This window comes from Pseudodesulfovibrio piezophilus C1TLV30 (assembly GCF_000341895.1).
GTDB classification, from domain to species: domain Bacteria; phylum Desulfobacterota; class Desulfovibrionia; order Desulfovibrionales; family Desulfovibrionaceae; genus Pseudodesulfovibrio; species Pseudodesulfovibrio piezophilus.
In genome coordinates this window covers 3,344,291-3,357,205 of sequence record NC_020409.1, presented here as the reverse complement: position 1 = coordinate 3,357,205, position 12,915 = coordinate 3,344,291, and the positions used below count along the sequence as shown (strand labels likewise).

The 12,915-nt window shown below is 50.2% G+C and carries 12 protein-coding genes and 1 tRNA gene; 2 read left to right on the top strand and 11 right to left on the bottom strand.

Annotated features, from left to right (window positions below; translation table 11 throughout):
- Positions 1-10: 10 nt before the first annotated feature.
- Positions 11-1,228 carry a bifunctional folylpolyglutamate synthase/dihydrofolate synthase gene (locus BN4_RS15495; RefSeq protein WP_231856551.1) on the bottom strand — a complete coding sequence of 406 codons (1,218 nt, stop codon included), beginning with the start codon at positions 1,226-1,228 and terminating at the stop codon, positions 11-13.
- Between the two features lie 111 nt (positions 1,229-1,339).
- Between BN4_RS15495 and BN4_RS15490 the strand changes: the two genes are divergently transcribed.
- Positions 1,340-1,416 (top strand) — tRNA-Arg (locus BN4_RS15490).
- Positions 1,417-1,581: 165 nt separating this feature from the next.
- Complete coding sequence (locus BN4_RS17855) at positions 1,582-1,758, top strand: hypothetical protein (protein WP_015416356.1); 177 nt, start codon at positions 1,582-1,584, stop codon at positions 1,756-1,758.
- A 296-nt stretch (positions 1,759-2,054) separates the two neighbouring features.
- On the opposite strand, the gene BN4_RS15485 is transcribed toward BN4_RS17855, so the two are convergent.
- The 10 genes from BN4_RS15485 to BN4_RS15435 all read right to left on the bottom strand — a co-directional run bounded on the left by BN4_RS15485 (position 2,055) and on the right by BN4_RS15435 (position 12,913).
- Entirely contained in the window at positions 2,055-3,659 is a 1,605-nt protein-coding gene (locus tag BN4_RS15485) for a SulP family inorganic anion transporter (protein ID WP_015416355.1), read from the bottom strand.
- A gap of 533 nt (positions 3,660-4,192) precedes the next feature.
- Complete coding sequence (locus tag BN4_RS15475) at positions 4,193-5,035, bottom strand: glycerophosphodiester phosphodiesterase (protein WP_015416354.1); 843 nt, start codon at positions 5,033-5,035, stop codon at positions 4,193-4,195.
- Positions 5,036-5,890 carry an ABC transporter permease gene (locus tag BN4_RS15470; protein WP_015416353.1) on the bottom strand — a complete coding sequence of 285 codons (855 nt, stop codon included), beginning with the start codon at positions 5,888-5,890 and terminating at the stop codon, positions 5,036-5,038.
- Complete coding sequence (locus BN4_RS15465; RefSeq protein WP_015416352.1) at positions 5,887-6,741, bottom strand: ABC transporter permease; 855 nt, start codon at positions 6,739-6,741, stop codon at positions 5,887-5,889. Before BN4_RS15465 ends, BN4_RS15470 begins: the two co-directional genes overlap by 4 nt.
- Complete coding sequence (locus BN4_RS15460) at positions 6,742-7,824, bottom strand: ABC transporter ATP-binding protein (RefSeq protein WP_015416351.1); 1,083 nt, start codon at positions 7,822-7,824, stop codon at positions 6,742-6,744. It abuts the gene before it with no gap.
- Positions 7,825-7,911: 87 nt separating this feature from the next.
- A complete protein-coding gene (locus BN4_RS15455; protein ID WP_015416350.1) occupies positions 7,912-8,970 on the bottom strand; it encodes an extracellular solute-binding protein in 1,059 nt (352 codons plus the stop codon).
- Positions 8,971-9,176: 206 nt separating this feature from the next.
- Complete coding sequence (locus BN4_RS15450) at positions 9,177-10,352, bottom strand: MFS transporter (protein WP_015416349.1); 1,176 nt, start codon at positions 10,350-10,352, stop codon at positions 9,177-9,179.
- Between the two features lie 19 nt (positions 10,353-10,371).
- Positions 10,372-10,656, bottom strand: coding sequence for a hypothetical protein (locus tag BN4_RS15445; RefSeq protein ID WP_015416348.1), 285 nt, complete (start codon positions 10,654-10,656; stop codon positions 10,372-10,374).
- 62 nt (positions 10,657-10,718) lie between these two features.
- Complete coding sequence (locus tag BN4_RS15440) at positions 10,719-11,177, bottom strand: MarR family winged helix-turn-helix transcriptional regulator (RefSeq protein ID WP_015416347.1); 459 nt, start codon at positions 11,175-11,177, stop codon at positions 10,719-10,721.
- Between the two features lie 311 nt (positions 11,178-11,488).
- The gene (locus tag BN4_RS15435) at positions 11,489-12,913 is read right to left on the bottom strand and encodes a carbon starvation CstA family protein (protein WP_015416346.1); all 1,425 of its coding nucleotides are present in this window, start codon (positions 12,911-12,913) and stop codon (positions 11,489-11,491) included.
- Positions 12,914-12,915 lie beyond the last annotated feature (2 nt).

The following is a 12,915-nucleotide window of genomic DNA, read 5'->3' as shown; positions in this document are numbered from 1 at the left end:
ATGTCTCTTGTTATGGGGTAAGAAATTCTGGATGAGAAGTATAAAACTCCGCAAGCAAATACAAGGAACCGCAGACCAGCACAGGCTCTGACACCGCATGGCAGGCCTGGAGAGCGTGCGCCATGGAGTCAACCGCCACGGCTCTCGCCCCTATCAAGCCCGCCAGTTCTCCCGCGTCCCTGGCCCGTTCGTTGTGCATCGAAGGAACATAAATGGGACCATTGGTGAGACTTCTGATCCGATCGAGCATGGACTCGATATCCTTATCTTCAAGACAGGCGAAGATCACGGCTCCCGGCTGGATATCCTCTGCCGCAAGTGCACTCTTCAATGCTTCCAAGGCATGCCAGTTATGCGCTCCGTCCAGTATCAGGGTCTGACCATTGATTTCCACCTGCTGCATGCGCCCTGGCAGGAAGGCGGATTCCAACCCGAGCTGTTCGGCCTCCGGTACACTTCTTATCCCGTGTCCGGCAGCATACCAACGCCAACTGGCCAAAGCGAGCCGTGCGTTTGCAGTCTGATGTATCCCCATCATGCCCAACTGGGTATGATCAACAGGGTCAGCCATATCCACAGCATACAGGAGACGGGCAGCCACGGCTTCCGCCCTGTCCTGAAGCTGGATCATGGCATCAGCCTCCTGAATCCCGGTCACGGCAAGCCCTCCGGGGTGAATGGCCCCGGCCTTGTCACGAGCTATATCCGTGAGGGTCGGCCCCAGAATTTTCTCATGATCCATGCCAATGGGAGTCAAGAGAGTCATGGCCGGAACAAAGACATTGGTCGCATCAAAGGTACCACCCAATCCGGCTTCCATCACGGCAAGATCGACCCGCTCCCTTTCGAAAGCGAGCATGGCAAGGCTGGTCTGGAACTCGAAGTATGTCAACTGGTCACCTCCGGGCGTGCTGAGCACCTCGTTGGCAAGTTCGACCCAGACTTCAGCAGACAGCATGGCTCTATTGATTTGAACCCGCTCACGCGGTGAAACAAAGTGGGGGGACGTGAACAATCCGGTCTTCAGCCCGTGGGCTCTGGCTATGGACCCCAGAAAAGTGGAAGTCGACCCTTTGCCATTCGTCCCGACCACATGAATAACCGGCAACGCAGGAAGCCCTCTCGCATTCCAAAACATTTCCATGCGGCCCAGAGTCAAGTCCATATGAAACAGACCGAGCCTCTCCATGTACGCCTCAAGTTCGTCGTATGTATTGAATATCGTCACCCCCTCCTTCTAGCAGGAAGCGGCCCACTGGAAAACCCCTACAAACAAATGAAGATTAGATATAAATCTCCTTGACCTTCCCATGCTCCCTCTATTATCAGAGTGCGCAGTGCGCCAGTAGCTCAGTTGGATAGAGCATCGGCCTTCTAAGCCGACGGCCGGGGGTTCGAATCCTCCCTGGCGCACCATAAATTTCAGGCGGTTACAGTGTAAAACTGTAGCCGCTTTGATTTTGGCATGTCAAAAAGTGTGCAAAAGGGTCTCAAAAACAGCCCAAACCCTCTATTCATCAACCAATGAGGAGTACAGGTATTCCCATTATACACCCACCAAATGTGTAAGGAGGATACGACATGGAAGAAGCTCAAGTAATCTTGGCTGACGGGACAGAGTTTTTCATTGATAAGAATACGTATGATGAGCACGAGCGCACTGTAAAGATTTACGCCCAACATAATGGAGGAGAACGCAAGGAAATCCCTCCATATGGCGATTTTCATTTCTCTTTCAGACTGAAACCGACAGAATAAGAACTTTACTCGATACTAAGGGCTAAACAACCGACTCTCAAAATCACTCTAGGTGAAGAGGTACGGACATTTAATGACGTTTCTCTTCAAAGATGGAAACCCAAACAAATGACTTTGAATTTTGCGGCACCCTTTCATGGCAGAAAGCAAAAATCCCCCGATGATTCATGTCACCGGGGGATTTTACATTTTCGCCCACTCTCTTCAGGGTAATTTCACGATACCATGTATACGAAGAGGCGGCACCACATCAAGAGCTGTCTGTCACAACGCTCTTCTGATAATGATGAAAGGAGCTACAAGGATTCGAATTCGACATGTTCCCGGTATTTCCTATAGTCATCGATGCCGACAAAATAGTCGGGATCTTCAAGAACATTCACAACACAAATTTTTTCGGCCTTCTTGATGAGACGAACACAATCCTTACTGAGATGCCAAAGGTGAATGGTCTTGCCGGAACGATGATACATCTCGGTAAGTTTGTTGATGGTTTCGATAGCTGATTGATCCATGATTCGCGATTCCTGAAAATCAATAATCACTTCGTCCGGGTCATCGCTCACGTCAAACTTGCTCATGAACAATGCCGTGGAAGCAAAAAACAGCGGACCGTAAATCTGATAATGCTTGATTCCGTGTTCATCCACCATTTTTCGGGCTCGAATCCGTAATGCGTTTTCCCAGGCAAAGATCAAGGCGGAAATGATCACACCGCAGATGACAGCGATGGCAAGATCGTATTTGACCGTGAGAAAAGTCACCAGCACGATGACACCAACATCCCATTTGGGAATTTTGTTCATGATATTGAACGTACTCCAGGCAAATGTCTTGATGACGACAATGAACATGACACCGGTCAAAGCAGCAATGGGAATCTGCTCAATATACTCGGATGTGAACAGAATAAAAAACAGCAGCGCGGCAGCGGCAACAAGACCAGACAACCGCCCTCGGCCACCCGAGGTGATATTGATAATGCTCTGCCCGATCATGGCACATCCCCCCATGCCGCCGAACAATCCATTGATAAAATTGCCAGCACCCTGCGCGATGCATTCCCGGTTCCCGTGACCGTGCGTATCGGTTAATTCATCAATAAGCGACAACGTCATCAGGGATTCAATAAGCCCGATGGCGGCCAGAATGAATGCATATGGGGTTACGAACACAAGTGTATTCCAGGTAAAGGGGACACTTGGTATGGCAAAGGAAGGAAGTCCCGCTTTGATACCGGAGCCTCCATTGGACTGGACAAAGGAAAGCACTGTTTCAGTATCGATCCCGACAAACAAAACCAGCAGGGAGACCGAGATAATGGCAATCAGGGCACCGGGAGATTTCTTGTGCACTTTGGGAACGAGAAAGAGGATCGTCATGGTCAGGACGACAAGCCCGACCATGATCAGAAGCGACCGTCCTTCCAACCACTCTCCGCCGGATTGAAACATCTTCAACTGGGAGAGGAATATGACAATTGCCAACCCGTTGACAAACCCCATCATCACGGAACGAGGGACCATGCGAATAAATTTTCCCATGCTGAATATACCTGCGAGGCTTTGCAGGATACCGACCAACAACAGGGTGAAAAAAAGATATTGCAACCCTGCGTGACTTCCGGCTCCGCCAAGGGCATTCCCCTCCAGCACGAGATTAACCATAACCACGGCCATGGCACCGGTGGCACCGGATATCATGCCCGGACGACCTCCCAACACTGAAGTCACGAGACACATCATGAATGCGCCATAAAGCCCGACCATGGGTGGGACCCCCGCCACAAAGGAAAATGCCACAGCTTCGGGAACAAGGGCCAAGGCAACGGTAAGCCCGGAAAAGATATCGGACTGAGCACTGCCTTCCGACCTGGAGACAAAAGAACGACTTGCTTCCACAAAAAAATCCTCTGATATACCGAATGAAATTGACTGCCGTGGTCAGCCACAACAGCAGAAAAGCACCGGGGAATCCCTGGTGCATGCATGAATTAAAAGCCATATATGGCTACGAGCTGAAATGGATGCGATTACTTATGAAGAACACAACGAAGGACAGACAAAAGGAACATCGAAATGGCGTGCATAAATATAGCGAACTCTCAAGCGGGCTGAGTCATGACCAATATCCGGTCATGAGTCAACAGTTAACTCTGCTTGTCACTCAAATATCACAGACAGACGAGGACAAAAAAATCCAGGAGTCATACGGCAACGGCTTGATCTCAAATGGCACCTTCCTCCAGAAAGCCGTTTTCCCTCGAAAAAAATCAGATATATCAGTGTAAAATAGTCTACCTTGCAAAGGCCTCGGTGCGATCTGTGGAGAACTGAACACTGTCTCGGGTCATTCTCTGCGACACTCTCTCCTATACCCAAGAACACACCCATGGTCGGCACACTGCTCTTCAGAAAATTGAGGAGAAGTGGCGTTATCTGACCGAGAGCCGTTGCCGGAGCAAATGAGGGAAGTCCGTCGTGATTCCGAAGCACCCCGCATCAATCAATGAAAGAGCCTGATCCATGTTGTTGACAGTATATGGAGTCACACGAATAGTGTGCCCGGCAAGCATTCGAACGAGTTCCGGCTCGACCATATCCTTATCCGGGTGGTACCCGGTGGCCCCCATATGGCGCAAATATGCGACCAGATCGTCAGGATGAGAATCCTCTACCAGGGCGGCAATGGGGATTTCCGGGGCAATTTTCTGCATCCTGACAAGATATTCATGGTTGAATGACGATATAAGGATGAGATCGGCTGTGTTTGATTCCCGAATTTCTCCGAGAATATCATCAACTATGGAGAGGTCTCCTGGAGCCTGTACCTGATCCTTGATTTCTATATTCATGGGCAGATCATGCAAACGGGTGAATTCCAGCGTTTCACGCAAAGTGGGAATTTTCAGCCCGTGCATGGCATCAAGTTGCTCTCCTGCAACCTGCCCGTCCGCAAGAGTCCCAAAGGGATCGTCCCGCACGAACCATGACCCCGCATCCAGACGGTGCAATTCTTTCAGGGTGAACATATGAGTCGGCCACGGAGCGCGATCGGTAAAATCTACCAGTTCTGCGACATTGGTCGTCCGGCCCAACACATCATCGTGAAAAACGACGAGAGACCCATCCGCCACCTTGTGAACATCCATTTCCCAGAAATCAGCACCACTCTCATACCCCAAGAGAGCGGCAAGCATGGTATTTTCCGGGGCAAGAGCCCTTGCGCCTCGATGCGCGCAGACGGCGCCGGTCTCTGCAAAGTGGTCGAAAAACACCTAGTCCTCTCTTTTGGTAAAATAGAGATTGACCAAAGCCAGAATCGAAGTCCCCACGATCAACAGGAGTGAAACCGCATTGATGACCGGAGTGCTCCCGTCGCGCACCTGCAAATACAGGTTGATCGGCAGAGTCGGCTCGGACCCCACAAGAAAAAGACTGGTATTGAAATTTTCGAAACTCATGAGAAAAGCTACAGCCCCGGCTCCAACAATGGCCGGACGAAGGAACTTCAGGGTGATATGCCAGATCACTCCAAAATGTGTCGCCCCAAGATTCAAAGCGGCTTCCTCCAGAGATATATCAAATTTGCGCAATCGGGCCGAAACAACCAGCGTCACAAACGTGGTAATAAATGAGAACTGCCCAAGCACCACCAGCCAGAAGCTGGGGCGGAACAAGTCGAAATCCAGCCCAAAGGTTTCGTCAAAATACGTCCCAGCGGAATTGGCAGCGAGAAGAAGAGAGATCCCAAGAATCACACCCGGAATGACCAAGGGCGCGAGCATCAACAGGTACAGTACCCCCTTGAACCGAAAGTCTTCCTTTTCGAAAAGGAAACTAGCGCATGTCCCCACAATCACGCTCAGGATAGAGACGAAAAATGCCGTCTCAAAACTGGTCACGATGGAACGCAGATTCTGCTCATCATGAAACAATCCGATTCGTTCGGGACCGGTGGAAAAAAACCAGTCCAGACTGAACCCCTGCCATGGCAATGAAGGGAAATCCGAGTTGTTGAATGCCAAGACGCAGGTGACAACCAGCGGAGCGAACAGGAAGAGAAAGTAGACAAGAATGAAGAGATTGAAAGACCAGTCATAGGTCTTGCTCCTGGGTAAAGAACGAATCATGACGCAACCTCCCCCAATTTCTGGCCTGTCAGTTTCAGTCCCAGCCAAATGATCAGGGAACTCAACACCAGCAGCAGGAAGCCGAACGCTGACCCCTGATTCCAGTTGAAGCTGGCAATGAACTGGTTGTAAATCTGCTCGGTGAACCAAAGGGAGTTTTTCCCTCCCATAAGATTCGGTGTCAGGTAATTACCCAGCGCCAACATGAATACGACAATAGACCCGGAAGTGATACCGGGTTTACAGTGAGGCAGAATAATAGTTCGCCAGATGGAGAGGTGCCCGGCTCCCAGATCATGGGCGGCCTCGATAAGACTGTCGTCCAAGCTTTCCATGACCGAGACCAGAGGAACAACCATGAACAGCATGGAAGTGTAAACCAACCCCATGATCATGGTGGCGTCATTGTAAAGCATTTCAATGGGTGCATCGATGATCCCCAGCTTGAGCATGAAGAAATTGAGCACCCCGGATTCACGCAGCAGGATCATCCACCCATAGATCCGCACCAACTCACTGACCCAGAAGGGAAGCAGAAGCAGGATCATGAGCGCACCCTGCACTCTGGTGCGAGCCAACTTGGCGATATAGAAGGAAACCGGCATGGCGAGCAGGAATGAAATAAAAGTCGTTACGACTGCATACAGCGCTGTTCGGACAAACGTCAGCCAATAAATCGGCTCAGTGAAAAAATTCGTGTAGTTCTGGAACGTCCAGACAGGATCACCAAAGTCGTTCTCCCCCCTGAAGCTCATCGTCAGCAGATCAAGATGAGGCAGGACGATCAAGAGCACCAACCAAATCAGGACTGGCCCAAGAAAGACCCAAAGCGCGAGACGGGAACTTTTCATCTACCCCTCCGCTCCAAAACAGATACCAGCTTCGGGATGCCAGCCCACTGTAATTTTGTCCCCCGCAACAATATGATCGAATTTTCGATTCTGCGGCAGAGTCACAATCAGTTCATGTTCTTCCTTGGTCACTGTCAAAAGGCGGCTGTTCGCACCATCAAAAAGAATTCCCTTGACGGTCACACCGAAAATATTCAAACCATCCCGGTCTCTCGGTTCTATCCGCATGGCCTCTGGCCGCAGGAACAAATTCACTCGCGCCCCACTTCTACAGGAAGCATGAATCCTTGTTCGAAATGTATACCCTTCATCCGTGGAGAGCATGACTTCATCCCCGATACTTTCGGTTATCCGCCCGCTCCACCTGTTATTGTCACCGACAAACTGGGCGACGAAAGGAGTCTTTGGCTGACCATACAACTCCTGCGGTGTGCCGATTTGCTCAAATCGCCCGTTGTTCATGACCGCCACACGGTCGGACATGACCAGAGCTTCGGACTGATCATGTGTAATGTATATGAACGTTGTTCCGACCTTGGCCTGAAGCTTCTTCAACTCGACTTTCATTTGATCGCGCAATTTGAGATCCAGTGCTCCCAAAGGCTCATCAAGCAGGAGCACGGACGGCTCCAGCACCAGACACCGGGCAATGGCCACACGCTGTTTTTGTCCACCAGAGAGTTGATTGATACCCTTTTCACCGAACCCAGGCAGCCCCACACGCTCCAAAATTTGTTGGGTCTTTTTTCGTATTTCGGCCGAACCGACCCCACGGCGCTTGAGACCGAAAGCGATATTTTCGGCCACATTCATCATGGGGAACAAGGCGAGATGCTGAAAAACGAGGTTGACCGGACGACGGTTTGGCGGGACTCCGAGCATATCCCGACCCCGAATCTCAAGAACCCCGGATGTCGGTTCCTCAAAGCCCGCAATCATGCGCAGCAATGTCGTTTTGCCACACCCGGATGGCCCGAGGATGGAAAAAAAGGACCCGGTGGGAACATCAAAGGTCACATCGTCCACGGCGGTAAAATCGCCGAAACACTTCACCATGTTGCGGATAGAAAGGTCGTTGGTCATAGCTACTTGATCTGTTGAATGATGAGAATAAGGCGGAAGATCGTTTCGACCTCCCGCCTTCTGTTTTTGACAGCAAGCAATTCAGGGCTAGTTGGCAGCCTTGATCTTGTCAAGAATCTTGCCTTCCAGACTTTCCAACTTGGCCGGAACAGGCGGATACCATTTAATGTTGTCAATGACATCCTGCGGAAAAGCACGGGCGAAGTTGGCTGCCACGGCTTCATCTGTGTACTTCAAGGCACCATTGGATGCAGTGGCATACTTCTCCTGAGAAGAGAAATATCCGGCATTTTCGGGCTTCATGATAAAATTGATCCACTTGTAGGCGGCATCAACATTCTTGGCTTTGGCAGGAATGGCAAAGGTATCAATCCAGCCCAATGCCCCCTCTTTGGGAGCCTTAAAATCGATAGCCTTATTCTCTCCGTGCAATTTCCATCCGCCGGCATCCCAGGCCATGGCCACGAAAACTTCGCCGGAGCGCATGGATTCAAGCATGGAATCACCGTTGGCCCAATAATTCTTCACAACTGGCTTGGCCTTGATCAGGGTATCGGCGATATCATCAAGCATAGCCTTATACGCTTTGACATCCCCATACAGGGCAAAAGGATCATAGCCCAAAGCAAACCCCATGGCGATAAGGGTCGGTCTCTTGAGACGGTAGCTCACACGTCCCTGGTACTTGGGATCGATCAACGCCTTGAAAGAATCTGCATCCGCAGCTTTGTCGCTGTTGACGATCAGTCCGGATGTTCCCCAACAGAACGGGGCGGCATAGGAATCGCTCCCCACCTGGGTATTCTTTTTCACGGCATCCAGCATGGACGGAATAAAAAGTCCCGATTCGATCTTCGAGTAATCAACGGCTTGATAAAGATGATATTTTTCCTGCACTGAGGAAATACGGTCCTGAGAAGGCTGTGCCAGATCAAACCCAGCACCGCGAGTTGCCCGCAGTTTGGCGATCATTTCTTCGTTGTTGGAAAAAGTGACTTCGACCTTGATGCCGGTTTCCTTTTCAAAGGTATCAATCAGCTTTTGCGGAGCATACCCTTTCCAAGTCAAGAGTTTCAAGGTTTCTGCCTGGGCCGTTCCTGCCAAGGCGAACATAGCCAGAATAGCGAATACGAGGATTTTTTTCATGATCTCACTCCGTTAAAAAGACAAGACGAATAGCCAATTTAAACGCGTGTTATAGCCTTACACGATTTAGTGCAACATCGGAATGTTACAATTGCTTGAAGAATTCTTGGAAGATTTCTTATTTTTCTTTTTAATACAGAGCGATACGATCAATCGAATGGAGATGCTCTTATGGCCGCGAGAACAGGGTTCGCATACCCCGGCCCCTAATTGCGCCTGGCAAACCAGACAAAGAAGAGGGCCATACATAAAAGGATGCCACAGGCTCCCCCATAGACAGCCTGAATTCCAACCCCCTTGACAAATGGCTCTGCCAGAAGCGGAGAAACACACTGCCCCAGCAGAAAAAATGTCGTCAGCCATCCCACGGATTGACCGCGCAAGGACTGGGGTACCAGCGAAACAACCCATACATTGACATTGGGCATGAGCAGGCCGAATCCTATCCCGCTGATGACAAGTCCGATCACGACAACACCATAGGATTGTGCCAACCCAAGAAGCCCATAGCCTCCCCCCATAAACAGGGCGAACAAAGCGACTATCTGCTGATGCGAGAAGCGCTCCTTGACTTTTTTGAACTGAGTGGAACTCAATGCACCCACCAGATTCATGATCCCGATAGCGAGTCCGACCTGCATGGAACTGACACCCGGCATGTCATGAAGAAGATAAGGAAGCTGAACCGGGACAAGATAGAACATCATCATGCCGATAAAAGCGATACAGCAGATACCAAGGAGGGGGGAACGCACACTTTCAAATGTGATATTTTCATTCACTTCATGATTCATTCCCTGTTGCGCGGGAGTATCAGAAAGGAAAAAGAGAGCTCCCGGCAGCACGCAAAAAGCGAAGAGGTAGACAAGGAATGGCAATCTCCAACCAAATCCGGCCAGGGCCCCGCTCACAGTCAGGAATACCAATCCGCCAAAACCGGCAAAAGCCGCCTGCAATCCCATGATCTTGTGAAGTTTTTCCCCTTTATAATAGTCACCAATAAGAGTAGTAAAACCGCTCATGATACCGGCTACGGAAACGCCCAGAAAAGCGCGTCCCAATGATATCCCCAGCAGCGAATTCAGATAAAAGCCCGAGCTTCCGGCGACACCATAAAGGATGATTGATGCCACAAGTACAGGTTTGCGCCCCCACCGATCCATGAAACCACCGATAAACGGAGCAGAAAGGGCGATAAAAAGCGCATGAATCGCCAGCAGGAGCTTGACGACCAGTTCCGCATGGGGTGCATCGTGAAAGACCTCAAGCAGCTGCGGCAGAGCCGGAGCAATTACTGCCCCGGCCATAACCGTCATGGTGCTTCCCAGCAGCAGTGTCCACATTTGCAGACGTGAACGGATGCGTGAATGAGCATTGGACATTCTGATTTCATCCTCCAGCTTATACGTCCGTTCGATCGGGGTGAATGACAATCAATCTGGAGCCGTCTTCCCGAACATCAATGACGTGCTCCACTCCACAGGGAATTTCCACGGTCGCCGGAGCAGTATAAATGACACTCTCCGGCTGATCGCTCCTGCTGAGAGACATACTGCCCTTTGCCACAAAAATATATTCCACATACTCATGGGCTTCCTTCGGAGATATGTCCTCTGAACCAGCATACACGATTTCAACTTCAAAATCATTTTCAGGACCTTTGAAAACACGGGTAATGTCAGGCATGGGATTTCTCCTTTTTTCAGGTTTTCACAGACTGTTGCCAAGACAACAGTCCTACAAAAAAATTATTCGACTTCGTTTTCCAGAGTCATCACCAACTGTCCAAGCACTCGCTGCATGACCACCCTGTCCTCCTCATCAATATCCTTGAACACTTCGGAAAGATGACTCGTAGCAATGTCCACAAGTCCCGGAATGAGCTGCTTTCCTTCCTCGGTCAGAAAACAGCGGGTAAGTCGTGCATCTTTTTCATGTGGAAGCTTATATACAAGCCCTTTCTTCTCAAGATTCTTGACTATGCGTGTCGTATTATGCCGATCCTTGAAGATACTCTGGGCAAGCTCGTTCAGATGAACTCCTTCACACTCCCACAATTTACGCAGAACCGCATGTTGCTCAGGTGTCAATTCACATCCGGCATCCACCAACGCACGCCGGAATCGAGCCTTGAGCAAGCGGGCTGAAAGATACAATTGAAATCCAAGGGTTTCTGTTACTGATACGGTTGAATAAGGATAACTCATACTCTCCACATGGCGTTGTTGTTATAGTGAAAACAGAATTGTTGTCATGACATCAATCTTACGTCAAGACCGACTGAAAATTTGTGCAAACAAAAAAAGTCTCTGATGAGCAGGGCTTTCTGACTCTTGCCATGAGCCCCCCAAGAAAAGACAAAAGAATGAGCACAGAAAAGAGAACGGGGCCAGCATCTGTTCAGTGAAGAGAGGCTTCTCTTCATCAGAAAAGGACTCCCCTCCTCAGACAAGACTGACGCCCGCTTCGGATGAAACGGGCGTCAGGGGTATTGGAGAAGAGAGGTGAGCGAGAATATCTAAGCCGAAGTCTCCGCAACAGACTTGTCACCAAAAACAAACTTCACCATAAAGATGGTAAAGGCCACAATCGCCCCGACAATACCGGCGATGACCGAGACTGTGTAATCCAGCCCAAAGCCAATCTGGGCATTGCAGATAAAGGTCACGCACACCGCAGTCATGAAAACGGCAGGAACAGTCGCGATCCAGTGCAACTTGCCACGTTGTGCAAGGTAAACGGCAGCGGTCCAGAGCACGAGGGAACTCAGGCTCTGGTTGGCAAAACCGAAATAACGCCAGATGGTGCCGAAGTTCTGAGTGGAAATCATGAACCCGATGACAAACAAGGGAATGGCGATCATCAACCGCTTGGGAACGCCTTCCTGATTGACCTTGAAGGTTTCGGCAACGATCAGGCGGGTGGACCGAAACGCGGTATCACCACTGGTAATCGGCAGAATGATCACCGCAGCGATGGCAAGCCCTCCACCGATGCTTCCCAAAAGACTTTGGGAAACCTCAGCCACAACAGCGGAAGGGCTTCCGGCAGCGATAACAGCGGACAAAGCTTCAGGAGAATTGTAGAAGGAAAGCCCCAATGCACACCAGACCAGACCGATAATCCCTTCAATGATCATGGCACCATAAAAAACGGATCGCCCTTCTCGTTCATTGGTCATGCAGCGAGCCATCAGAGGAGACTGCGTGGAGTGAAAACCGGAAATGGCACCACAGGATAATGTAATAAAAAGCAAAGGCCACAAAGGCTTGTCGCCGGGGTGCGTGTTGGTCATGATATCCAGATTCGGCAACAATTCATGACCACTTGCCAGAAGAGCGATCACCAATGCCACTGTCATGGAAAGCAAAAGTGCACCAAGGAAAGGATAAATACGTCCGATAATCTTATCAATAGGCAGAATGGTAGCCAGGAAATAATAAAAGAATATAGCGGCAACCATCAACCCGGTGTCAATGCCGGTCAAACCGTTAAGCAGCTTGGCCGGACTGAGAACAAAGACAACTCCCACCAGCATAAGCAATACAAAAGAAAAAACACGCATGACCTGGCGAGCGGACATTCCAAGATATTCACCGACTACCTCCGGTATGGAAGCGCCTTTGTTGCGAACGGAAAGCATCCCGCTGAAATAGTCATGGACTCCACCGGCGAAAATACAGCCTATGACAATCCAGACCATGGCTGCCGGGCCGTAGAGTGCACCCAAAATAGGGCCGAAGATGGGCCCGATGCCTGCAATATCGAGCACTTGAATGAAAATCAACTTCCACTTGGGCATAGGCATGTAGTCAATGCCGTCCCGCATGGCGACGGCCGGGGTCACACGATTTTCATCGGGGGCAAAGACTCTGTCCACAAATGTGCCGTATACCACATAGCCGACGATCAGCAGGGCAATACAACCAAAGAAAAATACCATTC

Excerpts from the sequence above, each read along its gene's own strand:
- BN4_RS17855 (WP_015416356.1), top strand. The coding sequence starts at position 1,582 with ATGGAAGAAGCTCAAGTAATCTTGGCTGACGGGACAGAGTTTTTCATT.
- BN4_RS15470 (WP_015416353.1), bottom strand. The coding sequence starts at position 5,890 with ATGATTCGTTCTTTACCCAGGAGCAAGACCTATGACTGGTCTTTCAAT.
- BN4_RS15465 (WP_015416352.1), bottom strand. The coding sequence starts at position 6,741 with ATGAAAAGTTCCCGTCTCGCGCTTTGGGTCTTTCTTGGGCCAGTCCTG.
- BN4_RS15460 (WP_015416351.1), bottom strand. The coding sequence starts at position 7,824 with ATGACCAACGACCTTTCTATCCGCAACATGGTGAAGTGTTTCGGCGAT.
- BN4_RS15455 (WP_015416350.1), bottom strand. The coding sequence starts at position 8,970 with ATGAAAAAAATCCTCGTATTCGCTATTCTGGCTATGTTCGCCTTGGCA.
- BN4_RS15450 (WP_015416349.1), bottom strand. The coding sequence starts at position 10,352 with ATGTCCAATGCTCATTCACGCATCCGTTCACGTCTGCAAATGTGGACA.
- BN4_RS15445 (WP_015416348.1), bottom strand. The coding sequence starts at position 10,656 with ATGCCTGACATTACCCGTGTTTTCAAAGGTCCTGAAAATGATTTTGAA.
- BN4_RS15440 (WP_015416347.1), bottom strand. The coding sequence starts at position 11,177 with ATGAGTTATCCTTATTCAACCGTATCAGTAACAGAAACCCTTGGATTT.
- BN4_RS15435 (WP_015416346.1), bottom strand. The coding sequence starts at position 12,913 with ATGGTATTTTTCTTTGGTTGTATTGCCCTGCTGATCGTCGGCTATGTG.